Raw genomic sequence first — 22,392 nt, forward strand, 5'->3', positions numbered from 1 at the left:
GCGCTCGACCTCCCCCCTCGAGGGGGAGGTGGACACGCCTCTTTGAGCGCCACTTCTCATTTGCCCGATCGATTCAGACCGAACCGGAATGACGTTAGATTCCCTTGTTCGGTCGTGTTTTCTTCACGCGAACCGGCGCCGACTTCGCTCGAAAACACTCGAGCGCGTCTTTAGGACGGCTTGTCGACGGCGAAGGCCCAAGCGCCGCCATCGAGATCGAAGCGATCGATCTGCGGCCAGCGCGCGCGCAATTGGCGCAGAATGTCCAGCCGCACCGGCGACACATAATCCTCGGTCACGATCGGACGGAAGTGCTGAGCCGCCTTGAAATAGGCGGGCGCGGGCTGACGATTGATGTTGTCGGAGTCGAAGATGAACTCCACAGCGCGATCCGCATGATGCGGGTGAACGCCGCGATGATCCGAGAGATAACGCGCGATCGTCTCGCGATCATAGAGGAGATGCATATGGCTCGGCAGCTGACGCTGCGTGAAATCGAGCGCCGGATTGCCGCCGTCGAGATAGAGATGATGGCCGGTCGCGCCCGTCCACACAGGGCCGAACTCGGTGAAGACAACCCCGCCATTCTTGGTGAGGCGCGCGGATTCGCGGCACGCGCCTTCGATATCGTGCATATGCTCCCACACCGACATGAAGACCACGGCGTCGAAGGAACTGTCGTCGAATGAGGTGCGGCCGCAAATATCGCCGATGATGACCGGGAAGGCGGAGCCTTGCGCGTCGATATGGTCTTCCCACAGAGCGAGGCGCTTGGCGGAGGCGATGTGCTCCTGCTCTATCAGCGATTGCGCCTGCGCCTCCGAATAGCCGACGAGCAGCACATTCTTTCCAGCGAGGCTCATATGCCCACGAATCCGCGCGATGGAGTTCGGCGCGTAATTGAGCAGCGGTCCGGGATAGGGGAGCTTCTCGATCGGCGGCAGCTCGTCGATGGGCGCGCTGTCATCGTCGATCGCTTCGGTGAAATAGAACAGAAAGTCGAATTGACGCGGCGACGTCTTCAGCACATCGGGAATGTCGAGCTCGGCGACATCCTTCAAGGTCGGCGCATTCACATTCTTCAGCTCGGGCGTGTGCTCGGCCAGGAATTTGGCGACGACCTCGGCGTTCGACTCGCGGAAGCCGCGATAATTGTGCTTGCCGAAGCGCGTCGGCTTCGCCACCACTTCCGTATTGTCGCGCGTGCGCTCGACGATCGATTGCATCTTCAGCGCGAGCGCCTCCATGCCGCCCATGCTGGAGAAATGCCAGCCGCCATTGGGCACACGGCGCTCGTAGGAATAGAGCTCGCGATCATAGCCGAGATTGAGACAGCCGCTGCGCGGGCTGATCGGATCGCCGATGCGCGCGCCTTGCGGCATGATGTTCTTCAGCAGGCCATATTGGCAGGCGACCGTGCCGAGCCAAGGCAGATTGTTGAAGTGGGCGATCGTCTCATTGTTCACGAAATATTTCTTCATCACCATGTCGAAGATGGCGATGTTGCGCGGATTGTCGAGCAGCGCGGGAAGCTGCTTCACGCATTCGGCGCGCGGAATCTCGTCTATGTCCGACACCATGATGATGGCGTCGTCGGGAAGGCCCATCAAGGAGAGCGGACGCAGAATGCAGTTTCTCTGCAGGTTTTCGACAATCCATCCGAGCTCGCGCGCGCTGCCGAAGGCGCCGGGCATATCGTCGATCAAATAATGGAGAATGTCATAGCCGGCGTCGCGCAGCTCGGCGACCGCGTCGCGGAGCAATATCGGCTTGGCCGCGCCCGTATGCGTCTTCGAAGATTCAACGACGACGAAAGCGTCGACCACATTGGTGAGCTCGGCGACCCGCACCATGAGCATGTCGATTTCATTGAATCCGATAACACAGTCGACGATCTTTGGCATAGGCCACCATCGCTCCGAAAACCTGAAGTCTGGCCCGTTTATCTCATGGCGTAGCGGGTGCTGTCCACAAAGGACTCCCACGCCTGAGCAATGGCGCGCGCGCGCATGCAGCATCACTGCAGTGCAACAGGCCGTAATCACGGGAGTCGTCATAATAGAGCGCGGCGCTGCTCGGCGCACGATCACGAAGGACAGATCGGCCGCGTCGACAATAAAAAGCGCTGCGCGTCATCATTCTCGCGATGACTTTAAAGAGCGCGCAGCTCTGCGTTATGCTCGGGGTTGTGCGCGGCGCGCCAAACGGCGGCTCGCCGCAGCGAGAAGAGATCGCGCGCGACTCTCATGGCGCGCGCAAAGCCAGCGAAAGATCAATTCCCCGCGCGCTGGGCGCCACCGCGATGGGCGCGCCATGTGCCGCCGCATTTGTCGGTGGAGGAGGACCATGCGCCCTGCCCGGCGTTGCCGCGCAAATGGCCATGGGCGCGGGCCACGCGGCCGCCCTGCGTGGTGAAGCGCGTCATAATGGCGCCGTCGCTTTCCACATAGCCCCAATGCGCCATGCGGCCGGCGGCGAGCGCCGCGGCGCCGGCCTGCGTGCCGACGAGCAGATCGCCGCGAATCTCGATCGAGTCGGGCAGAAGGCCCGGACAGGAGCCGACGGTCGTGCGCGCCTCGAACACCCAGCCGCCGTCATAGCGGCCGGCCTCCGGCGCAGCGCTCGCCGACTCGCGCGGAGCCGCCTGCGCGGCGCCGATCGCCATCACCGAAGCAAGAACCAAAGTCCCCAGCCAACGCATCACCCGGCCTCCTCGCACGCACGCTGCAGCGTGTCGAACATATCGCCGCCAGCGTAAATAAATTCTGCAACGCCCGCCGCTCTGAGCGCCGCCTCGAGCTCTCCCGGCCGGCCGGCGAGATAGACCCGCGCGCCCGCCGCGGCGAGATCGCGCGCCGCCTCGACCGCTTTTTCCGCATAGATCGCGTCGGACGAGCAAATGCATGCGAGCTTCGCGCCGCTCGCGCGGAAGGCCGCCGCGACATCCGCGCCCTCCTCGCCGAACACGGCCTCTATGCCGCCCGCCTCGAAAAAATTCTTGGCGAAATTGGCCCGCGCGGTGAACACCGCCACCGCGCCGAGATTGGCCAGAAAAATTCGCGGGCGCGCGCCCTTCGCCGCCGCCGCGGCGTCGGAGCGATCGCGCAGCGTCTCGAAAGGCTCGGCGAGGCGACGCGGCCGCAGGGGCGGCGATTTCAGCGCGCCGGCGGGCGCGGGCGCCTCGGCGAGCGAGGCATCGAAAGGCGCCAGCGTCGCCACCGGCGCTTCGCCGATATCGGGAAAAGCGTTGGAGCCGGTGATCTTGTCGCGCGAGCGCGCGACATTCTGCGCGCGCTTGCCGGCGACCTCGGCGACGCGGCCCTGGAAGGAGCCCTTCTCGAGCGCCGCGGCGAGGCCGCCCTCGGCCTCGAGGCTCTGGAACTCGGCCCAGCCGCGCTCGCAGAGCGCCTCGGTCAGCGCCTCCATGCCGCCGGAGCCGCTCGCCGGATCGTCTACCGCATAGATGTGAGATTCGTCCTGCAGCACCAGCTGCGTGTCGCGGGCGAGGCGACGGGCGAAATCATCCGGGGCGCCGAGCGCCTGGGTGAAGGGCAGAACGGTCACGGCGTCGGCGCCGCCGATCGCCGCGCCGAAAGAGGCGAGCGTCGCGCGCAAGAGATTGGTCCAGGGATCGCGCCGCGTCATCATGCGCCAAGCGGTCTCGGCGTGGACGAAGATCGGAGCCGGCGTGAGGCCGCAAGCCTCCTCCATGCGCGCGAACAGACGCCGCAGCGCGCGGAACTTGGCGATGGTGACGAATTCATCGGCGTCCGCCGCGAGGCGGAAGGCGAGCAGCGAGCGCGCTTCGTCGAGCGCGACGCCGCCCGCCTCGAGGGCGCGCAGATAGGCGAGCGCGGCGGCGAGCGCGAAGCCGAGCTCCTGCGCCTCCGTCCCGCCGGCGGCATGGATCACGCGGGCGTCGGCGGCGACGGTCCCGAAACGATAGCCGGCGGCGGAAAGGCTCTTGGCGCGCGCCGCGAAGGATTTGCTCTCCTCACCCCAAGGCGCGGGGGAAAAGCCGTGCAGCGCCTTCGCGCCGAGCGGATCGAGCCCGAAGGAGAGGCGCGTGATGCTCGGCTCGATATGGGCGCGGTCGATCAGCCGCAGCAGCGTATCCACCGCTATCGGCGCGGCTGGGGAAAACTCCACCAGCGCGGGAATTCCGTAGTCGAAGCGGATCTTGTCGAAGACATGGGCGAGCGCGTCCTCGCCATCGTCGGAAAGGCCCGTCCCATAGGCGCCCTGGGCGCCGGCGAAGACGATGTGCAAGCCGTCGGCTCCGCCCTCGAGATCGCCGAGCGCGAGGGCGTTGGCCGCATCAGCGCCGGAAACGTCGACCCGCGCCAGAACTGACCAGCGGCCGGCCGCGGCGCGCAGCGCACGCGGGCCCGGCGCGGTCGCGCGCGGGTAGAGCGGGGATATCTCCACCCCGTCATAGGTCTTGGATATCAGCCGGTCGAAGGACGCGCCCTTGAGCGCCCGGTCGACGATTTTGCGCCAGCCCTCCTCGTTTCCCGGTGGAAAAACGCCGGCCAGCGGCGCGTCTTGCAAACTCATGAGCGAGCCTCGAACAATGACGGGGTTGCGGGCGTCTTCTTGCATGAAGCGCCGCGCGCCGCCACCCATATCCGCAGCCTTCGCCCGCGCCGGGCTTTATTTTCGCCTCCGGGCGCCTTAACGAGAACGCGACGCCGCCCGCCGCGACGAGGCGGCCCGACTGGCTGAGAAACCCTGAACGGAGGTGGACGTGGCTGAAGATCCGCAGGATAAGGCCAAGCTCGTCGAAGAGATCATCGAGGTCATCGCCAAGGAAGGCATGATCGACCGCACGAAGGTCACGCCCGATGCGACGATCGAGAGCCTCGGCCTCAAATCGGTCGATATCGTCATGATTCTCACGGCGCTCGAGGAAAAGTTCAACGTCTATATCCCGATGGACGGCGCTCTGCAGGACGCCAAGAATGTCGAGGGATTGATCGACGCCATCGCCGAATATGTGTCGAAAGAGAGAGAGAAACAATAATATGGCCGCTTCGTCCGGGGGCGTCGGCGAGCGTCGGGTGGTGATTTCGGGCATGGGCGCCGTCTCGGCGGCGGGCGTCGGCGCCGCGGCGCTGTGGACGGCGGCCCGGGACGGAGTCTCGCAAATCCGGCCTCTCGTGACCGAATATCCCTATGACGGCCGCATCAGGATCGCGGCGCAGGTTCCCGGCTTCGATCCGTCGCAATATCTCGAGAAGGCGCTTCTCACCTTCTGCGACCCCTTCACGCAATTCACGCTGGTCGCCGCCGATGAGGCCGTCGCTCAGGCCGGCTTTGCGCGCGAGGAGCTCTCCGGCCCGCGCGTCGGCGTCATCGTCGGCTCCGGCATCGGCGGGATGACGACGATCGACAATGGCCTGCGCCATTACTATCAGGAGCGCATCAGGCCCGATCCGTTCAGCGTCCCGCGCCTTATTCCGAGCGCCGCGCCGACGACGCTCGGAATGCGCTATTCCGCCAATGGCCCGACCTTCGCGCTCGGCAGCGCCTGCTCCTCGGCGAGCCAGGCGGTGGGTCTCGGCGCGCAGATGATCCGCTTCGGCCTGATGGATCGCGCCATCGTCGGCGGCGCCGAGGCCTGCGTCATCAACGGCACCATTCGCGCCTGGGAAGGGCTGCGGGTGATGACGCCGGATTTCTGCCGGCCCTTCTCCATGGGCCGCAACGGCATGAGCCTCGGCGAAGGCGCCGCGGTCTTCGTGCTGGAGACGCTGGAATCGGCGCAAAAGCGCGGCCATGCGCCGCTCTGCGAGCTCGCCGGCTATGGCACGACGAGCGACGCCAAGGATTTCGTGCGGCCCGATCTCGACGGGATGATCGGCGCGATGCAGGCGGCCCTCGCCGACGCCGGCCTCGGGCCGGAGGCGATCGACTATCTCAACGCCCATGGCACGGCGACCCACGCCAATGACGTCACCGAGGCCGCCGCCATCGGCCGCGTGTTCGGCGAGCGCGCGGGGCGTCTGCCGGTCTCCTCGACCAAGCCGATCCATGGCCACGCTCTGGGCGCCAGCGCCGGGCTCGAGCTGGCGCTGACGATCCGCGCGCTGCAGGAGCAGATCGCGCCACCGACCATCAATTTCCTCGATTTCGATCCGCGCTGCCCGATCGACGCCGTGCCCAATGAGGCGCGCCGCGTCGAGATTCGCACGGCCATGTCCAACTCCTTCGCCTTTGGCGGCATCAACGCGGTGCTGATCGTGCGCGCGCTCGCGGGAGAGGCTTGAGATGGCCGAATCGTCCGAGAGCGGCGATGCGCGGATCGGCCCGCTGCGCGTCGTGGCGGATGAGGAGCGCATCGCGCGCTACCGCCGCGAGACCGGCTTTCCCGACACGCTCGAGAAGATCGTGCCGGTCGCCTTTCCCACCGTGTGGATGACGGCCGAGGAGATCGAGATCGCGATCCGCGATTTTTTGGCGGACGCCAATGTGGTTGCGGTGCACGAGTCGCAGAGCTTCCATTATTTCGCGCCGCTGCGCGTCGGCGAAAGCTATGATCTGACGGTCTCCATGCGCCGCGAGGCGGAGCCGCCGCGCCTCGCCGTCAACGGCAACCTCACGACGATCGGCGGCGAGCCGCGCCTGCACGCCGAGACGCTTCTGCGCCTCGTGCCGCGCCCGGCGGGCCTCGGGAGCGCCCCGTGAGCGGCGCCTATCTGCCCGCGGTCGGCGAACGCCTGCCGGACTGGCGGATCGGCCCCTTCGACGCCGCCGCGCTCACCGCCTATGCGGAGGCCTCGGGCGACGCCAATCCGCTGCATCTCGACGATGCTCTCGCGCGCGCCATCGGCTTTCCCGCGCCGCCGGTCCATGGCATGAAGCTTCTCGCCGCCTTCGAGCCGCTGCTCAGCGCCTGGCGGCGCGATCTGTTTCTGGCGCGGCTCTCCGGCAAATTCGTGCAGCCGGTGCTGCGCGGCGAGGCGGTGACGCTCACCGCCCGCGTGCTGCGCTCATCCCCCGAGGAGGGAGTGTTCTTGCGACTTCTGGCCTATGGCGAAACGCGCGCGCCGGCGATCGTCGGCGAGGCGCTGATGACCCTGCCGCGAAAGCTCCGCCGGTGAAGCGCGGGGCGCGGCGCATTCTCGTCACCGGCGCGTCCAGCGGCATCGGCCGCGCGCTGGCGCTGCGCTATGCGCAGGAGGGGCGCAGCCTCGCCCTCTTCGGCCGCGACGCCGCGCGGCTGGAGGCGGTCGCCGCCGACTGCCGGGCCAAGGGCGCCGAGGTGGACGTCTCCATCGCCGATGTGCGCGACCGCGCCGCAATGGCGGAGCGCATCGCCGCGGCGGATGCGCGCGAGCCGCTCGATCTCGTCATCGCCAACGCCGGCGTCTCCACCGGCCTCTCCCGCGGCCAGATCGCCGAGGATCCCGAGGCCGTGCGCGGAACGCTGTCGATCAATGTGCTCGGCGTGTTCAACACGGTGGAGCCCGCCATCGACGTGATGACGGCCCGGGGACGCGGGCAGATTGCCGTCGTGGGCTCCATGGCCGGGCTGCGCGGCCTGCCCTATTCGCCCGCCTATTGCGCCAGCAAGGCGGCGGTTCACCTCTATGCGGATTCGCTGCGCGGCGCGCTCGCCCCGCATGGCGTGCATGTGAGCCTGATCGTCCCCGGCTTCGTGGCGACGCCGATGACCGACAAGCTGCAAGCGTGGCAGGCCGGCAAGGTCAGCGACGAGAAAGCGGCGGAGATCATCATGCGCGGTCTGGACAGACGTGCGGCGGTGATCGCCTTTCCGCTCTTCGTCTATTATGCGATGAAGCTGTTTGCGATGCTGCCGCCCCGCACTGTCGATTCGGTCATGCGGCTCTTCGAAGTGTCCGTGCCTCAGACCCATGAACGGGAGAAGCCGTGATCGACAGCATCTTGTCTTCGCTCGTCGTTCTGTCGGCTGTGTTCTGGGCCTGCTCCGCCTTGCTGCTGCTTCTCTCGGTGACGGCGGCGCTCATCCATCCCTGGCTCGTCGCCATGCGCGGAACCAGCCGGGAGCAGCCGCCCGTCTCGCTCGTCCTGCCGGTGAAAATGCTGGACCAGAGCTTCGAGCGCGCTCAAGAATCGGCGCTCGCGCAGACTTATCCACAATTGGAGGCGCTGGCCTCGGCGACGGAGGCGGACTCCCCCGCCATAGCGGCGATGCGCGACATTTTCGCGCGTCACCCGCAGATCGAGTCGCGCATTCTCCACTCCACCGCGCGTTTCGCCGCGAGTCCCAAGGTCGACAATCTCTTCGCGCCCGTCAATGCGGCGCGCAACGATGTGATCTTCATGAAGGACTCCAACATCGTGCTGGAGCCGGACGACCTTTCCGAGACGATGCGCCATTTGAAGCCCGGCGTCGGCATGGTCTGCGCCATTCCCTATGCGGCGCGGCCGGAGAATTTCGCCGCTCTGGTCGAGGCCGGCATAATGAACGGCCCGCATCAGCGGATGCTGTTCGCGGCCTCCGCGCTCGGCGGCGGCTTCGGCGTCGGCAAGATCATGCTGTTTCGCCGCAGCGATTTTCTGCGCGCCGGCGGCTTTGCGGCCATCGCCCATACGGTGGGCGAGGACAACGCCACCGCCAAGGCGCTGGGCCGCATCAAGCTTCGCACCGTCTTCTCGCATCGGCTGGTGCGCCAGGAATTGGGCGAGCGCGATCTCCGCGACGTCTATAATCGGCAATTGCGCTGGAGCGTGGTGCGCCGCGACGACGAGATCCTCTCCTTCCTGGCCGAGCCCTTCTGCCAGGCGCTGCCGGCCTTCGCGGCGGCGGCGATCGGCTCGCCGCTCGCCGGCGTGACGCCGATGACGGCCTTGACCGTCACTTTTGGTCTGTGGCTAAGCTCGGAGACGCTGCTTTCCATCGCCAAGGGGTGGAAGGTATCTTGGTCCGCGCCGGTGATTTTTCTGACGCGCGAGGCGTTGATGTTCGCAGTGTGGCTGCACGCTTGGACAGCCACCAAGGTCGTCTGGGCCAGGACGACGATCGACACGCGCTCCTGCGGCGAGGCGGCCGCCGCGACGGAGCCGCAAGTCGCGAAGGAAGAAGGATAAAACCGCTTGATCCTCGCTCTTCTGCAGTTTCTCGTCGATAGCGTCTGGCTCGTCGCGGCGCTGATCATGATCCTGATCGGCGCCGGCTTCGTCGCGATCATCGCCCGCTTCCTCTTCGATCAATTGCGCGGCGCGCGCGATCCCGAGGCCGTCGTCCTGCCCGAGGATGAGCTGCCGCATGTGCTGCTGCAGATCCCCGTCTTCAACGAGGCCGAGGTAACGGAGCAGGCGCTGCGCTGCGTCGCCGAGCTCGATTGGCCCAAGGACCGGCTGCATATTCAGCTGCTCGACGATTCGACCGACGAGACGCCCGTGCGCGCCGAGGCGGTGGCGATCGAGCTGCGCGCCAGAGGCGTCGACATTCATCATGTGCGCCGCGCCGATCGCTCCGGCTTCAAGGCCGGCGCCTGCGCCGAGGGGCTGAAGCTCTTCGACGCGCCCTATATCGCCATGCTGGACGCCGATTTCCGTCCGCCGGCCGACTGGCTGCGCCGCACCGTGCCGCTGCTGGTGAAGGACGATCGCGCCGGCTTCGTGCAATCGCGCTGCGAATTCTCCAATTATCGCAAGAATTGGCTGACGCGGGCGCAAGGTCTCGTGCAGGACGGCCATTTCCTCGTCGAGCAGCGCACGCGCGCGCTCGCCGGCTGGCTGTTCCAATTCAACGGCACCGGCGGTATCTGGCGCCGCCAGACGATCGAGGCCGCCGGCGGCTGGTCCGATTACTCGCTGTGCGAGGATTTGGATCTCACCGTGCGCGCGGCGCTCGGCGGATGGCATGGCATCTTCGTTTCCGAGCCGCCCATTCCCGGCCAGGTGCCGGAAGGCCTGCGCGACTATCGCCGCCAGCAGCGCCGCTGGTCCAACGGCTTCGTGCAAGTGGCGCAAAAGACCGTTCTGCCGCTGTGGAACGCGCCTTGGTCGCTGACCCGCCGCGTCGCCGCGATCGTGCTCATCGTGCATCAAATCTTCTTCCCGACGGCGGCGATCGGCCTCATCTGCCTGCTGCTCGGCGTGATCCTGCGCGGCTCGCTGGCGCCCTATCTGCCGGTGCTGGAATTCATCTTCCTCGAGACGCTGGTCGTCGTGCTCGGCTTCACGCTTCTGCCCTATCTGGCGCTGAAGCGCGGCTCGCTGACCGATTATGTGAAGACCATGGTCTCGGTGCCGCCGCTGATGATCTATCTCGCCTTCTCCAATGGCGCGAAGATCCTGCAGACGATGCGCGGCCGCAAATCCACCTTCAAGCGCACGCCGAAGACCGAAGTGACGACGGCGACGATCCAGGAAGCGGAGTGAGATAGAGCGGGTAGTGAGTAGAAAACCTTACTACTCGCTACTCGCTACCCGCTATTCGCTGATTTTCACGCATGTCCCGCGGCCGAGGACAGCCGCGCCAGATCTATGCCGATGAGGCGCAGGGCGCGCGCATATTTCGACTCGAGATCGGTGTCGAACAATATGGCGGGGTCGGCCGGGCAGTTGAGCCAGCCATTGTGCTGGATCTCATTCTCGAGCTGGCCAGGGTCCCAGCCGGCGTAGCCCAGCGCCAGCAGCGCCTGATTTGGTCCCTCGCCGGAGGCGATGGCGCGCAGAATGTCGATGGTGGCGGTCAAGGACACGCCATCGTCGATCGGCAGCGTCGAATTGTCGATGAAGAAATCCGAGGAATGCAGCACGAAGCCGCGGTCGGTCTGCACCGGGCCGCCCTGCAGCACTTGGATCGTCTCGGTCTCCTTGGGCAGGCTGATGCGCTCCTGCGGCGCGATGATCTGCAGCTGCACCAGAAGATCGGGGAAATTGCGGACCTGCGAGGGCTGATTGACGACAATGCCCATGGCGCCGTCTTCCGAATGGGCGCAGAGATAGATGACCGAGCGCGCGAAACGCTCGTCGACCATTCCGGGCATCGCCACCAGCATCTGCCCGTCGAGATAGCGCCTGCCGGAAGATTTGGAGCCCGCGCCCGTCTCGCGCCCCGCCTCGGGACCGCGGATGATCGGAACCGAGGAGCCGGCGACGCGCGAGCCCGCCGACCGCCGGGCTGCGCGGGCGGCCGATTTCTCGAGGCCTTGTTTCTTGCCGAGCGGGCTCATAGGGTCTCATACTACGCGCGGCGCAAACGCATAACAAGCGCCGTTCGACGACGTAAAAACCGGCGCGGGGGGCGCCCCGAGGACCTCGAAATGCATTCACGAAACCTGGCGGCGGCGCTCGCCGCGACCTCGCTCGCGCTGGCCTCGCTCGCCGGGCCGGCGGCGGCGCAGGACGCCGACTTCGCCACCCCCTTCGCCCGCGCCGCGCATTCGGCTGCCCGTCTCCTCTCGGCCGGCGCGCCGAGCGGCGGCGTCTATCGCCTGGGCGTCGAGATCGCGCTCGATCCGGGAACCGTCACCTATTGGCGCAGCCCCGGCGACGCCGGCGCGCCGCCCGTCCTCGATTTCTCGGGCTCTGAGAATGTCGCCGCCGTGGAGACGCTCTATCCCGCGCCCAAGCATATCGCCGAGGCCGGAATGACGGTCGCCGGCTATGACGAGAGCCTGGTTTTTCCGCTGCGCGTCACCGCGAAAAAGACGGGCGCGCCCGTCGTGCTGAAGCTGGCGCTGGACTACGCCGCCTGCGCGCAAATCTGCCTGCCTGCCAAGGCGAAGCTCTCCTTGGCGCTGCCGCAGGCGGGCGCCTCGCCCTTCGCGGAGCGGCTGGCGGCGGCGGAGACTTTGGTTCCCCGGCCGATCGGCGCCGGCGAGGCGCAGAAAATCGTGGAGATCGCGAGGGCCGGCGCAGGCGCCTGGCGGCTGCGCTATCTCGGGCCGGGCAAGGCCGCGGATGTCTTCATCGAGGCGCCAGAGCCCTACATCATCGACAGCGCGGCCGATGGAAAAGGCGGGTTCGAGCTGAAGCTCGGCGAAGGAAAGCAGCAGGGCGCCATCGAAGCCCGCGCGACGATCCGCACCGAAAAGGGCGGGGTGGAGCTGCCGCTGAAGCTGGATTGAGGGCCCAAAAAATAAGAAGGGCGCGGCCCCGAGGCCGCGCCCAGTGAGAAGAAGAGTTCTGCCCCACTGACTTGGTATTTAGAGTCTCATCCGACAAGGGGGCCGGACACATTCAGCGCGTTTTCGTCTGAAACGGCGCCATGCCCTTGCGGGCGAGAGCGTCGGCGCGCTCGTTCATCTCGTCGCCGGCGTGGCCGCGCACCCAATGCCAGGCGATCTCGTGACGCTCGGTCGCAACGTCGAGACGCGTCCACAGATCGACATTCTTGACCGGCTTGCGGTCGGCCGTCTTCCAGCCGCGCGCCTTCCAGCCCTTCAGCCAGGAGGTGATCCCGTCGCGCAAATATTGCGAATCCGTGTGCAGATCGACATTGCAGGGCCGCGTCAGCGCTTCCAGCGCCTCGATCGCGGCGGTCAGCTCCATGCGGTTGTTGGTGGTCCCCGTCTCGCCGCCGCAAATCTCCTTCTCGCGCTCGCCGAAACGCAGAATCGCGCCCCAGCCGCCGGGGCCGGGATTGCCGGAGCAGGCTCCATCCGTCCAAATGGCGACGCGCCCGCTCATGCGCCGAGGCCATAGTCGCGCGCGGAGCCGATCGTCCGGTGGAAGCGCAGGCGGGCGAGATATTCGCGCGGGTCCTTGGGCCTCACCAGCGCGCCCGGCGGCACATTCAGCCAATCGACGAAGCGCGTCAGCAGAAAGCGCAGGGCCGCGCCGCGCGCGAGCAGCGGAAACGCCTCCGCCTCTGCCGCCGTCAACGGCCGCGCGCGCGTGTAAGACTCCAGCAGCGCGGCGCCCTTTTCGGCGTCATAGCTTCCGGCGGCGTCGAAGCACCAAGCGTTGAGGCAGATGGCGAGATCATAGGCCAGCGAATCGACGCAAGCGAAATAGAAATCGATGAGGCCGGAGACGCGATCGCCGAGGAAGAACACATTGTCCGGGAAGAGATCGGCGTGGATCACCCCCTCCGGCAGGCCGCGGGGCCAGTCGCGCTCCAGCGTCTCCAGCTCTGTGGCGACGATCGCGCTCAAATCCTCCGCCACCTCGCCGGCGCGGGCGGAAAAAGGCGCATAGAGCGGCCGCCAGCCGCCGACCGATAGGGCGTTGGCGCGGCGCAGCGGAAAATCCGCGCCCGCCAGATGCAGCTGCGCCAGCGCCTCGCCGAGCCGCGCGCAATGGGCGGGCTCGGGATGATGGATGGAATAGCCGTCGAGAAAGGTGACGATCGCCGCCGGCCGGTCCGCGAGCCGCCCCAGCGCCGCGCCGGCGCGGTCGCGCACCGGCTGCGGGCAGCCGAGGCCCTTGGCGGAGAGGTGCTCCATCAGCCCCAGGAAGAAGGGCAGATCGGCCTCGGCGACGCGCTTCTCATAGAGGGTGAGGATGAAGCTGCCGGCGCTCGTATGCAGGTAATAATTGGAGTTCTCGACCCCTTCGGCGATGCCCTTGCAAGACAAGAGCGCGCCGAGGTCGTAGCCGGCGAGAAAGCCGATCAGCTCCTCGTCGTCGACTTCCGTGTAGACGGCCATGAGTTCCGCGCGGTTGGAGAAAAGCCGGGCGCATCAAGCGTGCGCGCGCAGCTCCTTGGGAAGCGGGAAGGCGACATCCTCCAGCGCGGCGGACACGGTCTCGACCGAGATCTCATAGCGCTCGGCGAAAGCCTCCATGATCTCCTCGACGAGCACCTCTGGCGCCGAGGCGCCGGCGCTGATGCCGAGCGAGCCTATGCCGGTGAACATGCTCCAGTCGATCTCGCTGCGGCCCTGGACGAGCTGGGCGGGCGCGCCGGCGCGCTCCGCCACCTCGCGCAGGCGCTGCGAGTTGGAGGAATTGGGCGAGCCGACCACGATCACCGCATCGACCTGCGGCGCGACCTGCTTGACCGCTCCCTGGCGATTGGTGGTCGCATAGCAGATGTCCTCCTTGTGCGGGCCGACGATCTGCGGGAAGCGCCGCGTCAGCGCGCTGACGATCTCCTGCGAATCGTCGAGCGACAGAGTAGTCTGCGTCACATAGGCGAGATCGGCCACATCCTCGAGCCGCAGCTCTGCCACCGCCTGGACCGATTCGACCAGCACCACCGCGCCCGGCGGCAGCTGGCCCATTGTACCCACCACTTCCGGGTGGCCGGAATGGCCGACGAGCAGCACTTTTCGCCCACGCTTGTGATGAATCTCCGCCTCGCGATGCACCTTCGTCACCAGCGGGCAGGTGGCGTCGATCGCCAGAAGATTGCGCGAGGCCGCCTCGGCGGAAACGGATTTGGCGACGCCATGGGCGGAGAAAATCACCGGCGCCTTGGTGTCCGGCACCTCCTCCAGCTCCTCGACGAAGATCGCGCCCTTGGCCTTCAGCGCCTCGACCACATAGCGATTATGGACGATCTCGTGCCGCACATAGACGGGCGGGCCGAATTTGGCGAGCGCCCGCTCCACCGCGTCGATCGCGCGCACGACGCCGGCGCAAAAGCCCCGCGGCGAGCACAGCAGAATCTTCAACGGCGGCTTTGACGACGGGCGATGCTGAATATTCATCCTCTAGCGCCTCTCGATCGAAAAGGGGGCGGCCGAAGCGCGCCGCTTTGTGTGTCCCGCATAGGGAAAGGTGTCAAGCCGAGGGTCCGCGCCAACAACAGGTAGAGGCGAACGCCGAAAGGGGCGCGTTCACCCTTTAGGTGGAGGGTCGGATGGCGAAGCCATCCGGGGTGGGGTTCAACGCGAAAGACTCGGGCGTTCACCCCCTCCCGATCGCCTTCAGCGCTCGACCTCCCCCCTCGAGGGGGAGGTGGAAACGCCTCCCCCGACGCCACTCTCGTTCACCCGATCGCCCTGGCACACTCCCTCGCGGCCTGCCGAAAAATCTGCTACACAGGCGATCGACGAAGACTGGCCGCGCCAATGCCGGAGTGTCTCGCGGCCCATCGAGGGGACGGGGGCGAATATGTCGAATATCGTCGATATAATACAGTCCGCTCAAGGCGGCCAGATCATCGAAAATCTCTCCGATCGCTTCGGCCTCGCGTCCTGGCAGACGCGATCGGCGGTCGAATCGCTGCTGCCGGCGCTGGTCGCGGCGCTGCGCAAGGCGGCCGAAGAGCCCGATTCGCTGCGCCCCGTCCTCGACGCCGCCAATGATTCCGCTCATCGCGCCGCTTTCGAGAGCGCCGAGGAGGCCCATTCGCAGGCCAGCGTCGAGGGCGGCGACGCCATTGTCGCGCATCTCTTCGGCTCCGCCTCGGCCGCCGGCGAGGTCTCGCAATTCGTCGCGCGCGACAGCGGCCTGCGCGCCGATGTGCTGCAGCGCCTGCTGCCGGTTCTCGTCTCCGTCGCCGCCGGCGGCCTCGGCTCGACGCTAGAGCGTCAGAGCGCCGCCGAGCCCCCGGCTCCCACGCCGGCGCCGGCGCCCGCGCCCTCGGGCGGCTGGTTGAGCGCGCTTTTTGGAACTTTGTTCGGGACCAAGCCGGCCGCGCAGCCGCAGGCGGCCCCGCCAGCCGAGCCCGTGGACGCGCTCGAAGCCGCGCTGACGAAAATCCGCGAAACGCTCGCGCCCGCCGCCGGCGCCGAGCAGCAGGCCGGGCTCGACGAATTGCTGGGACGGATCTTCGCCTCGGCGAAGGGCTGACGGCTCAGGTCAGATTATTGGCGACGGGCAGATAATAGGCCGCCGAGAGCTTGGTGCCGATGATGCGCGTCGCCGCCAGGATCACGATCGAGAGAAAAAAGCCAATCATCGCATATTCGAGTGTGGTCGCTCCGCTCTCGTCGGCCAGAAATCGTCGCAGGCAATTCGGCATGGATCAAATTCCTCGAGCGGTCCGGCCGGGTGGCCGACGTCGCGTCTCAGGGGACGAAAACGCGGCCGTCTCGGTAATAGAAACGTAAGCTTAATTCGTCTCGAAAGCGTTAAGCCAGCCGCCGCCCCGGCGCCGCGGGCGGCGGGGCGGTCTTGCGCGCGGGCGGCTTTTCCGCCAATTCAGCAGCCGGAACGCATATTGCTTCGGCGCCCATGCCGGAAGCGCTGTGGTTCGCGCCCGCCCTTTCGCGCCCGCCGAAAGGGAAGTCGACCTATATGGACCGCTGCGCCGGTCCTCACTGAAAGTTGCTGATGGCTCGCGACGTAAACGATACGACGCCGATCACGTCGCGCAATGCGCTCGTGGAGTGGTTCGAGGCCGGCGTTAAGACGCCCGACGACCTCAACGTCGGGACAGAACATGAGAAGATCGCGTTTTTCGGCGAGAGCCGCGCGCCGGTTCCCTATACGTCGCCGGCCGGCGGCATAAAGGATCTGCTGGAAGGGCTGGGCGCGGCGCTCGGCTGGGAGCCGATCACCGACCGCGAGGCGATCATCGGCCTCTTCGATCCGCATGGCATAGGAGCCATATCTCTGGAGCCGGGTGGTCAGTTCGAGCTCTCCGGCGCGCCGCTGCCCACTGTCCATGGAACGAAGGCCGAGCTCGACGTCCATTTCGCGGCGCTGGAGCCGGTGGCGCGCCGTTTCGGCATATCCTTCCTCGATCTCGGCGCGAGCCCGAAGTGGCGGCGCAGCGAGACCCCGGCGATGCCCAAGCAGCGCTATGGGATCATGGCCGCCTATATGCCGAAGGTCGGCTCGCTCGGTCTCGACATGATGTTCCGCACGGCGACCATTCAGGTCAATCTCGACTATACGTCCGAGAAAGATATGGTCGACAAGCTGCGCGTCGGCCTGGCGCTGCAGCCGATGGTCACGGCGCTCTTCGCCAATTCGCCCTTCATCGACGGCGAGCCGACCGGCTTTCTGTCGCAGCGCTCAGAGATCTGGCGCGACACCGACGGCGACCGCACGGGAATGCTGCCCTTCGCCTTCGAGCCCGGCATGGGCTTCGAGCGCTATGTGGATTACGCGCTCGACGTGCCGCTCTATTTCGTGAAGCGCGGCGAGGTCTATCACGACGTCGCCGGCGCCAGCTTCCGCGACCTGTTGGACGGCAAGCTCGCCGCTTTGCCGGGCGAGCGCGCGACAATGTCGGACTGGGCCAATCACCTCGGCGCCATCTTCCCGGAGGCGCGGCTGAAGCGCTATCTCGAGATGCGCGGCGCCGATGGCGGGCCGCGCTCCCACATGACCGCTCTGCCGGCGCTCTTCGTCGGCCTCTTCTACGATCGCGCGGCGCTGGACGGCGCTCTCGCGCTGATCGAGGGCTGGAGCGCCGAGGAGCGCGAGGCGCTGCGCGCCGATGTTCCCCGCCTCGCGCTGGAGGCGCGCATCGGCGGACGCCGGGCGCTCGACATTGCGCGCGATATGCTGGCTCTGGCCCGCGGCGGCCTCGCCCGCCGGGCGAAGCTGGATGCGCAAGGCCGCGACGAGACCATCTATCTCGCGCCGCTGGAGGAGATCGCCGAGACGGGCCGCACCTTGGCCCAGCAGCGGCTCGAGGCCTATCACGGAAGATGGGGCCGCTCGGTCGATCCGGCCTTCACGGATTGCCTGCTGTAAGAGGAGCGACGCCTTCGCCCCCTCCCTCACCCTCCCCCGCTATCGCGAGAGAGGGAGCAGGTTTCGCGCTTCATCGAAGCATCGCGCAATGTTTGCCGCCTTCCCTCTCCCGCGATAGCGGGGGAGGGTGAGAGAGGGGGCTCTTCGAGTCTAGAGTTCGAATGACGCGCCTTCAGCGCGCGTAGAGGCCCTGCGCGCTCGGCGCGCGCACATAGGAATGGCCGATCGGCCGCACGCCGGCCTGCCCCCAGTTGGGGCCGAGATCGCCGGCGCGCACATGGCCGCCGAGACGCACGCAATTATCCGAGCCGGCAACCGGGACGAACCCCTCGCCAAAGCGGGCGCAGCGCCCGCCGGCGGGAATCGAGCCGGTCGTCTGCGCCTCCGCGGCCGGCGCGCCGACGACGGCGCACAGGCATAGGCAGGCGAAAAGACGGCGGACGTCGAGCCCGCGAGCTTCGGCGGTGAAAACGGTCATTCGCAGATCAGCCTCGAAAATGTCTCGCATCGCAACAACCGAGTCGACGCGCCTTGCGCGCCCCTCGATGTTGCCGCCCGATGTTTACCAACTCGTTACTTCGCACGCTTCGACGCGAGGGGTCACGCGACGGCGACCACTTAGGTCCAATAAGGTCGAACAATCGTGGCAGGATCGTGTCGCTCGGCAAGGCCATCAGCGCCAATCGCCGAGAACCGCCTGCACCAATGTCAGCGCCGCGACGGCGGCCGTGTCCGCCCGCAAGATGCGCGGGCCGAGCGAAAGGCGCGCGACGAGCGGCGCGGCGAGGATCGCCTCCCGCTCGGCGGGAGCGAAGCCCCCCTCCGGGCCGACCAGCACATCGACGCCCACATGGGCCGGCGCCGCGCGCAGAGCCGCGATGGGATCGGCGTGCTCGGCGTCCTCGTCGCAGAAGACGAGCAGCCGCCCCGCCGCGCGCGCGGCGAGATAGGCCTCGAAAGCGACCTCCTCGACCACCTCCGGCACGCTCAGCACGCCGCATTGCTCGGCGGCCTCCACCACATTGGCGGCGAGGCGCTCCAGATTGACGCGGCGCGCCTGGGTGCGGCGGGTGATGATCGGAGCGAGGCGCGCGGCGCCCATCTCCGTCGCCTTTTGGGCCATATAGTCGAGCCGCGCATGCTTCAGCGGCGCGAAGCAATAATGGAGATCGGCGCCGACGGTCTGCTCGCGCAGGCGTTCCTTTACGACGAGAATCGCCTTGCGCTTGGCCACTTCCTCGAGGCTCGCGCGCCATTCGCCCTCGCGGCCGTTGAACAGCAAGATCGCGTCGCCCTCGCGCAGACGCAGCACATTCAACAGATAATTGAGCCGGTCGGCGTCGGGAATGATACGCGCTCCGGCCTCGAGGCGCGCCTCGACGAACAGCCTCTGCGCGGAGAAATCATAAACTGACACGTGCTTTTCCGGGGGTGAGAGCGGAGCGCCATCAAGCCGCCGCTTTATCCGCGAAACTGCCGGATGCTTGCAAGGGGCGCAAGTCTCTTGCTAAGACCGCTTAAACCATAAAAGGGGAACGCCGCCATGAGGGCCAGGAGCGGTATCGCGCGGAACGCGCGGGCGATTGCGGGCATGATCGCCGGCGCGCCTATGTTGGGACTTCTTCTCGCTGTGGCGGGGACTTCGACGGCGCTGGCCCAGTCCTGCCAGGAGGACTTTCAGAAGCTGTCGCAGCGGCGCATGTCCCAAATTCAGACGCTCAACAATATCGGCAAGGCGTCCAAGGGCAAGATGGACCCGATCGCGGCCTGTCCGGTGGCGCGCAAGCTCGTCTCCATAGAGACCGAGATGGCCGCCTATATCGATAAGAACAAGGAATGGTGCAACATACCGGACGCCATGGTCGACAGCTTCAAGCAGGCGCGCGGCAAGACGCAGACTTTCGCCGCCCAGGCCTGCGCGGTCGCCGCCAAGGCGAAGAAAATGCAGGAAGAAGCGGCCGCCGGCATCGGCCCGCAGGCGCAGAAGCTGCCCGCCGGCCCGCTGTGAGCGCTGCGGAACGGCCTCAGGACGAGCCGCGTCTGCCCGACGCCGTCGCCGACCATCCGCTCTGGCGCCTCGCGCCGGACCCGCTCCGTCCCTATGTGCAGCTCGCCCGCCTCGATCGTCCGATCGGCTGGTGGCTGCTGCTGCTGCCCTGCTGGCAAGGCAGCGCGCTCGCCGCCGCGGCGCTCGGCGCGCCGCTCAATGTCTGGCATCTGCTGCTCTTCTTCATCGGCGCAGTCTCGATGCGCGGCGCCGGCTCCACCTATAATGACATCGTCGACCGCAAGATCGACGCGAAGGTGGAGCGCACGCGTCTGCGCCCGCTCGCCAGCGGCCGCGTCTCCTTGCGCGCGGCGATCGCCTTTCTCGTGGCGCAATGCCTCGTCGGGCTCGGCGTTCTTCTGTCCTTCAACGGCTTCACCATCGCGCTCGGCTTCGCCTCGCCGCTGATCGTGCTGATCTATCCTTTCGCCAAGCGCGTCACCTCCTGGCCGCAGGCGGTGCTGGGGCTGGCGTTCGCCTATGGCGCGCTGCTCGGCTGGACGGCGCTCGCCGGCGGGCTCGGTCTGCCGGCCGTCCTCCTCTACGCCTCGGCGATTTTGTGGACGATCGGCTTCGACACGATTTATGCGCTGCAGGATAAGCGCGACGACGCCATTGCGGGCGTGCGCTCGACGGCGCTGCTGTTCGGCGCGCGCGTGCGGCTCGCGGTCGGCGCGCTCTATCTCGGCTCCGCCGTCTTCGCGGAACTGGCCCTGCTGTCCGCCGATGTCGGCGGCTTCGCGCAGATCGGCCTCGCCGCCTATGCGGCGCATTTTTGCTGGCAGGTCTATCGGACCAGCGAATCCGCCGCGCCGGAGACGGCGCTCATGCTGTTCCGCTCCAATCGCGACGCCGGCCTGCTGCTCTTCGCCGGCCTCGCGGCGCAGAGCGCCATCCTCGCTTATTCATAGCAGACGATCTCGCGCTCGCCCTGATAGACCGTCGCCATGCGCTCGCCTTCGCCCTGCTTGCGACGCGCGCAGAAGCGCGGACGGCGCTTGATGACGGTGGCGTTCTTGCGGCGCGCGATCGTCTCGCGCAGCGCGACGCCGCCGAGGCGCGGATCGATCGTCTCCAGCTCGCCGCCGCGCGCCGCGAGGCGCGGCAGATCGAGATAGGACGCCCAATATTTCCAATCCGCCGAGATCGCGCCGCCATCGGCCGTCTCGGTGAGAACGACATCGAGATCAGGGTCCTGATGGGCGAGCGACAGGCGATAAGAGGCGCCGCCGTCCAGGCTCGGCTCGACGTCGAGAGCAACGCCGCGATAGGCCTGCACCGGCACGCTGATCATCATGGACATTCCGGCGAAGCGCCGGGAAATCAGAATGTCGCGACGGCCGACGCGCACCTGGCGCTGGCCGCCGTCGGCGCGCCGATCGCGCTGAACGGCGAATTGAAGCTGCGTCTCCGCCATGACTTTGGTCTCGAACATTCGCTCGCTCCCCGAGATGTGACCTTCGCGACTGGTCTCGCGTTTCATGGGTCGCATGTTGGGCGACGGTTGCGGCAAAGCTCGCTAACAAGGCTGGTGAATCGCCCGTAAACCATTGCCTTTTCGACCGATTCGCGAGCTTTGGGTTAGCGCCGGGCAAACGAGATCGTCGAAATTCGCGGCAATTCGCCGAAAAGACCGCCTTGCGGGAGGGGCTCGGCTCGCTTAACGACTGTAGTAATGGCCGACAATGCAACCGACTTCGCGGCTCAGCTGCCGCAGCTCGAAGCCGTCGCGCGGCGAGCGGGCGAGATCGCCATGGGCTTCTTCCGCCCGGACGAGAAGACCAGCGCGGCCGTCTCTTATAAGGACGGCGGCTCGCCCGTGACCGAGGCGGATATGGCGGTCGACCGTTTCCTGCAGGAGGCGGCGCTGGCGCTGTTCCCGGACGCCGGCTGGCTCTCCGAGGAGACGGCCGACAATAAGGAGCGCTTGGCTCGCCCGCGGCTGCTGGTTGTCGATCCGATCGACGGAACCCAGGCTTTTCTGCGCGGCGACAGGCGCTGGGCGGTCTCCATCGCGCTGATCGACCAAGGACGGCCCACGCTCGGCGTCATTCACGCGCCGGCGCTGGAATGGACCTTCGCCGCCGCCGCCGGCCATGGCGCGGCGCTGAATGGCGCGCCTATCCGCGTCGCCGCGCGCGCCGTTCTGGCGGGCGCGCGGCTGGAGGCGCCGCGCGGCTTGGCGGCGCGCTTCGCCGGCTCCGAATATAAATTCGCGGTTCAGGACCGCACGCCGTCGCTGGCTCTGCGCGTCGCCGACGTCGCCTCCGGCCGCAATGATCTCACCATCGCTTCCGCGGATTCGAAAGACTGGGACATTGCCGCGGCCGATGTGATACTCACCGAGGCGGGCGGCGTCCTATCCGAGCTAGAGGGGCTTCCCTTGCGCTATAATCGTCCACAGCTGCGGCGCGATATGCTGGTGGCGGCGCCGCAATCGATCTTTCCCGAGAGTCTCGCGCTGGCGCGGGCGGTTTCCAAGGGCGTGATATGAGCGAAACGACGACACAGAACGGCGGCGCGCTGCAGGCGCTTCATCTCGTTTTCGGGGGCGAGCTGATCGACCTCCAGGGCGTCGCCTTCCGCGACCCGACCAAGCTCGACATCGTCGGCATTTATTCGGACAACGCCTCGGCGCTCGCCGCCTGGAAGGCGAAAGCGCATGCGACGGTCGACAACGCCCATATGCGCTATTTCGTCGTGCAGCTGCACAGCCTCCTCGATCCCGAGACGAATTGAGCCTCCTTCCGCGCGGCCGATCGACGACGCGCCCGACGGCCCTGATGGGCCGGGGCGTCGCGATC

Annotated in this window: 25 protein-coding genes; 14 read left to right on the forward strand and 11 right to left on the reverse strand. The window is 67.0% G+C overall.

Annotated features, from left to right (window positions below; translation table 11 throughout):
• Positions 1-170 precede the first annotated feature (170 nt).
• The 3 genes from GYH34_RS17995 to GYH34_RS18005 form a co-directional block, all read right to left on the reverse strand.
• Complete coding sequence (locus tag GYH34_RS17995) at positions 171-1,904, reverse strand: methyltransferase domain-containing protein (protein WP_161914751.1); 1,734 nt, start codon at positions 1,902-1,904, stop codon at positions 171-173.
• Positions 1,905-2,272: 368 nt separating this feature from the next.
• The gene (locus tag GYH34_RS18000) at positions 2,273-2,701 is read right to left on the reverse strand and encodes a hypothetical protein (RefSeq protein ID WP_161914752.1); all 429 of its coding nucleotides are present in this window, start codon (positions 2,699-2,701) and stop codon (positions 2,273-2,275) included.
• A complete protein-coding gene (locus GYH34_RS18005; RefSeq protein ID WP_174242426.1) occupies positions 2,701-4,557 on the reverse strand; it encodes a methylmalonyl-CoA mutase family protein in 1,857 nt (618 codons plus the stop codon). The genes GYH34_RS18000 and GYH34_RS18005 overlap by 1 nt, the downstream gene beginning before the upstream one ends.
• A gap of 190 nt (positions 4,558-4,747) precedes the next feature.
• On the opposite strand from GYH34_RS18005, the gene GYH34_RS18010 reads away from it, so the two are divergent.
• From GYH34_RS18010 to GYH34_RS18040, 7 genes are read left to right on the forward strand one after another with little or no spacing between them, the layout of a single operon-like run.
• Positions 4,748-5,023, forward strand: coding sequence for a phosphopantetheine-binding protein (locus tag GYH34_RS18010; protein WP_026191495.1), 276 nt, complete (start codon positions 4,748-4,750; stop codon positions 5,021-5,023).
• Between the two features lies 1 nt (position 5,024).
• Positions 5,025-6,269, forward strand: a complete 1,245-nt coding sequence (locus GYH34_RS18015; protein ID WP_161914754.1) for a beta-ketoacyl-[acyl-carrier-protein] synthase family protein — start codon at positions 5,025-5,027, stop codon at positions 6,267-6,269.
• Position 6,270: 1 nt separating this feature from the next.
• A complete protein-coding gene (locus GYH34_RS18020; protein ID WP_161914755.1) occupies positions 6,271-6,687 on the forward strand; it encodes a MaoC family dehydratase in 417 nt (138 codons plus the stop codon).
• On the forward strand, positions 6,684-7,103 hold the full coding sequence (locus GYH34_RS18025; protein WP_161914756.1) for a MaoC family dehydratase: 420 nt from the start codon (positions 6,684-6,686) through the stop codon (positions 7,101-7,103). Before GYH34_RS18020 ends, GYH34_RS18025 begins: the two co-directional genes overlap by 4 nt.
• The gene (locus GYH34_RS18030; RefSeq protein WP_161914757.1) at positions 7,100-7,897 is read left to right on the forward strand and encodes an SDR family NAD(P)-dependent oxidoreductase; all 798 of its coding nucleotides are present in this window, start codon (positions 7,100-7,102) and stop codon (positions 7,895-7,897) included. The genes GYH34_RS18025 and GYH34_RS18030 overlap by 4 nt, the downstream gene beginning before the upstream one ends.
• Positions 7,894-9,075 carry a glycosyltransferase gene (locus GYH34_RS18035; RefSeq protein WP_018266755.1) on the forward strand — a complete coding sequence of 394 codons (1,182 nt, stop codon included), beginning with the start codon at positions 7,894-7,896 and terminating at the stop codon, positions 9,073-9,075. The genes GYH34_RS18030 and GYH34_RS18035 overlap by 4 nt, the downstream gene beginning before the upstream one ends.
• Before the next feature lie 6 nt (positions 9,076-9,081).
• Positions 9,082-10,374 (forward strand): glycosyltransferase family 2 protein, encoded by a 1,293-nt coding sequence (locus GYH34_RS18040; protein WP_174242427.1) that lies wholly within the window; start codon positions 9,082-9,084, stop codon positions 10,372-10,374.
• A 65-nt stretch (positions 10,375-10,439) separates the two neighbouring features.
• Here the strand turns inward: GYH34_RS18040 and GYH34_RS18045 are convergent, their stop codons facing one another.
• The gene (locus GYH34_RS18045; protein WP_244635380.1) at positions 10,440-10,997 is read right to left on the reverse strand and encodes a YqgE/AlgH family protein; all 558 of its coding nucleotides are present in this window, start codon (positions 10,995-10,997) and stop codon (positions 10,440-10,442) included.
• A gap of 264 nt (positions 10,998-11,261) precedes the next feature.
• Between GYH34_RS18045 and GYH34_RS18050 the strand changes: the two genes are divergently transcribed.
• Positions 11,262-12,068 (forward strand): protein-disulfide reductase DsbD domain-containing protein, encoded by an 807-nt coding sequence (locus GYH34_RS18050; protein ID WP_161914758.1) that lies wholly within the window; start codon positions 11,262-11,264, stop codon positions 12,066-12,068.
• A gap of 112 nt (positions 12,069-12,180) precedes the next feature.
• On the opposite strand, the gene rnhA is transcribed toward GYH34_RS18050, so the two are convergent.
• Genes rnhA through ispH form a run of 3 tightly spaced genes read right to left on the reverse strand, consistent with a single transcriptional unit; the run spans position 12,181 to position 14,597 of the window.
• Positions 12,181-12,630 (reverse strand): ribonuclease HI, encoded by a 450-nt coding sequence (gene rnhA / locus GYH34_RS18055; RefSeq protein WP_161914759.1) that lies wholly within the window; start codon positions 12,628-12,630, stop codon positions 12,181-12,183.
• Positions 12,627-13,592, reverse strand: a complete 966-nt coding sequence (thrB, locus tag GYH34_RS18060) for a homoserine kinase (RefSeq protein ID WP_161914760.1) — start codon at positions 13,590-13,592, stop codon at positions 12,627-12,629. The genes rnhA and thrB overlap by 4 nt, the downstream gene beginning before the upstream one ends.
• Positions 13,593-13,625: 33 nt before the next feature.
• Positions 13,626-14,597, reverse strand: a complete 972-nt coding sequence (ispH, locus tag GYH34_RS18065; RefSeq protein ID WP_161914761.1) for a 4-hydroxy-3-methylbut-2-enyl diphosphate reductase — start codon at positions 14,595-14,597, stop codon at positions 13,626-13,628.
• Between the two features lie 406 nt (positions 14,598-15,003).
• Here ispH and GYH34_RS18070 point away from each other — a divergent pair, with 406 nt between their 5' ends.
• A complete protein-coding gene (locus tag GYH34_RS18070) occupies positions 15,004-15,684 on the forward strand; it encodes a DUF937 domain-containing protein (RefSeq protein ID WP_161914762.1) in 681 nt (226 codons plus the stop codon).
• 4 nt (positions 15,685-15,688) lie between these two features.
• Here GYH34_RS18070 and GYH34_RS18075 read toward each other — a convergent pair whose 3' ends face one another.
• Positions 15,689-15,856 (reverse strand): Flp family type IVb pilin, encoded by a 168-nt coding sequence (locus GYH34_RS18075; protein ID WP_018266747.1) that lies wholly within the window; start codon positions 15,854-15,856, stop codon positions 15,689-15,691.
• 311 nt (positions 15,857-16,167) lie between these two features.
• Here GYH34_RS18075 and GYH34_RS18080 point away from each other — a divergent pair, with 311 nt between their 5' ends.
• Positions 16,168-17,541, forward strand: a complete 1,374-nt coding sequence (locus GYH34_RS18080) for a glutamate--cysteine ligase (protein ID WP_161914763.1) — start codon at positions 16,168-16,170, stop codon at positions 17,539-17,541.
• A 172-nt stretch (positions 17,542-17,713) separates the two neighbouring features.
• Here the strand turns inward: GYH34_RS18080 and GYH34_RS18085 are convergent, their stop codons facing one another.
• Both GYH34_RS18085 and GYH34_RS18090 read right to left on the reverse strand, forming a co-directional pair.
• Positions 17,714-18,019, reverse strand: coding sequence for a hypothetical protein (locus tag GYH34_RS18085; RefSeq protein ID WP_161914764.1), 306 nt, complete (start codon positions 18,017-18,019; stop codon positions 17,714-17,716).
• Positions 18,020-18,214: 195 nt separating this feature from the next.
• Entirely contained in the window at positions 18,215-18,958 is a 744-nt protein-coding gene (locus tag GYH34_RS18090; protein ID WP_161914765.1) for a 16S rRNA (uracil(1498)-N(3))-methyltransferase, read from the reverse strand.
• 192 nt (positions 18,959-19,150) lie between these two features.
• On the opposite strand from GYH34_RS18090, the gene GYH34_RS18095 reads away from it, so the two are divergent.
• Both GYH34_RS18095 and ubiA read left to right on the forward strand, forming a co-directional pair.
• Positions 19,151-19,549, forward strand: coding sequence for a hypothetical protein (locus tag GYH34_RS18095; RefSeq protein WP_244635197.1), 399 nt, complete (start codon positions 19,151-19,153; stop codon positions 19,547-19,549).
• Positions 19,546-20,499, forward strand: coding sequence for a 4-hydroxybenzoate octaprenyltransferase (gene ubiA / locus GYH34_RS18100; RefSeq protein ID WP_161914767.1), 954 nt, complete (start codon positions 19,546-19,548; stop codon positions 20,497-20,499). Before GYH34_RS18095 ends, ubiA begins: the two co-directional genes overlap by 4 nt.
• Here ubiA and GYH34_RS18105 read toward each other — a convergent pair.
• Positions 20,490-21,023 (reverse strand): DUF6101 family protein, encoded by a 534-nt coding sequence (locus GYH34_RS18105; RefSeq protein WP_244635198.1) that lies wholly within the window; start codon positions 21,021-21,023, stop codon positions 20,490-20,492. The genes ubiA and GYH34_RS18105 overlap by 10 nt on opposite strands.
• A 240-nt stretch (positions 21,024-21,263) precedes the next feature.
• Between GYH34_RS18105 and GYH34_RS18110 the strand changes: the two genes are divergently transcribed.
• Entirely contained in the window at positions 21,264-22,082 is an 819-nt protein-coding gene (locus GYH34_RS18110; protein ID WP_161914769.1) for a 3'(2'),5'-bisphosphate nucleotidase CysQ, read from the forward strand.
• Positions 22,079-22,327: a DUF4170 domain-containing protein gene (locus GYH34_RS18115; RefSeq protein WP_161914770.1), complete on the forward strand. Its 249-nt coding sequence runs from the start codon at positions 22,079-22,081 to the stop codon at positions 22,325-22,327. The genes GYH34_RS18110 and GYH34_RS18115 overlap by 4 nt, the downstream gene beginning before the upstream one ends.
• Positions 22,328-22,392: the final 65 nt, after the last annotated feature.

The sequence above is a fragment of the Methylosinus sp. C49 genome, assembly GCF_009936375.1.
Taxonomy (GTDB): Bacteria; Pseudomonadota; Alphaproteobacteria; order Rhizobiales; family Beijerinckiaceae; genus Methylosinus.

Excerpts from the sequence above, each read along its gene's own strand:
- GYH34_RS17995 (WP_161914751.1), bottom strand. The coding sequence starts at position 1,904 with ATGCCAAAGATCGTCGACTGTGTTATCGGATTCAATGAAATCGACATG.
- GYH34_RS18000 (WP_161914752.1), bottom strand. The coding sequence starts at position 2,701 with ATGCGTTGGCTGGGGACTTTGGTTCTTGCTTCGGTGATGGCGATCGGC.
- GYH34_RS18005 (WP_174242426.1), bottom strand. The coding sequence starts at position 4,557 with ATGAGTTTGCAAGACGCGCCGCTGGCCGGCGTTTTTCCACCGGGAAAC.
- GYH34_RS18015 (WP_161914754.1), top strand. The coding sequence starts at position 5,025 with ATGGCCGCTTCGTCCGGGGGCGTCGGCGAGCGTCGGGTGGTGATTTCG.
- GYH34_RS18020 (WP_161914755.1), top strand. The coding sequence starts at position 6,271 with ATGGCCGAATCGTCCGAGAGCGGCGATGCGCGGATCGGCCCGCTGCGC.
- GYH34_RS18045 (WP_244635380.1), bottom strand. The coding sequence starts at position 10,997 with ATGCTGGTGGCGATGCCCGGAATGGTCGACGAGCGTTTCGCGCGCTCG.
- GYH34_RS18050 (WP_161914758.1), top strand. The coding sequence starts at position 11,262 with ATGCATTCACGAAACCTGGCGGCGGCGCTCGCCGCGACCTCGCTCGCG.
- rnhA (WP_161914759.1), bottom strand. The coding sequence starts at position 12,630 with ATGAGCGGGCGCGTCGCCATTTGGACGGATGGAGCCTGCTCCGGCAAT.
- thrB (WP_161914760.1), bottom strand. The coding sequence starts at position 13,592 with ATGGCCGTCTACACGGAAGTCGACGACGAGGAGCTGATCGGCTTTCTC.
- ispH (WP_161914761.1), bottom strand. The coding sequence starts at position 14,597 with ATGAATATTCAGCATCGCCCGTCGTCAAAGCCGCCGTTGAAGATTCTG.
- GYH34_RS18070 (WP_161914762.1), top strand. The coding sequence starts at position 15,004 with ATGTCGAATATCGTCGATATAATACAGTCCGCTCAAGGCGGCCAGATC.
- GYH34_RS18075 (WP_018266747.1), bottom strand. The coding sequence starts at position 15,856 with ATGCCGAATTGCCTGCGACGATTTCTGGCCGACGAGAGCGGAGCGACC.
- GYH34_RS18080 (WP_161914763.1), top strand. The coding sequence starts at position 16,168 with ATGGCTCGCGACGTAAACGATACGACGCCGATCACGTCGCGCAATGCG.
- GYH34_RS18085 (WP_161914764.1), bottom strand. The coding sequence starts at position 18,019 with ATGACCGTTTTCACCGCCGAAGCTCGCGGGCTCGACGTCCGCCGTCTT.
- GYH34_RS18095 (WP_244635197.1), top strand. The coding sequence starts at position 19,151 with ATGTTGGGACTTCTTCTCGCTGTGGCGGGGACTTCGACGGCGCTGGCC.
- GYH34_RS18105 (WP_244635198.1), bottom strand. The coding sequence starts at position 21,023 with ATGTTCGAGACCAAAGTCATGGCGGAGACGCAGCTTCAATTCGCCGTT.
- GYH34_RS18110 (WP_161914769.1), top strand. The coding sequence starts at position 21,264 with ATGGCCGACAATGCAACCGACTTCGCGGCTCAGCTGCCGCAGCTCGAA.
- GYH34_RS18115 (WP_161914770.1), top strand. The coding sequence starts at position 22,079 with ATGAGCGAAACGACGACACAGAACGGCGGCGCGCTGCAGGCGCTTCAT.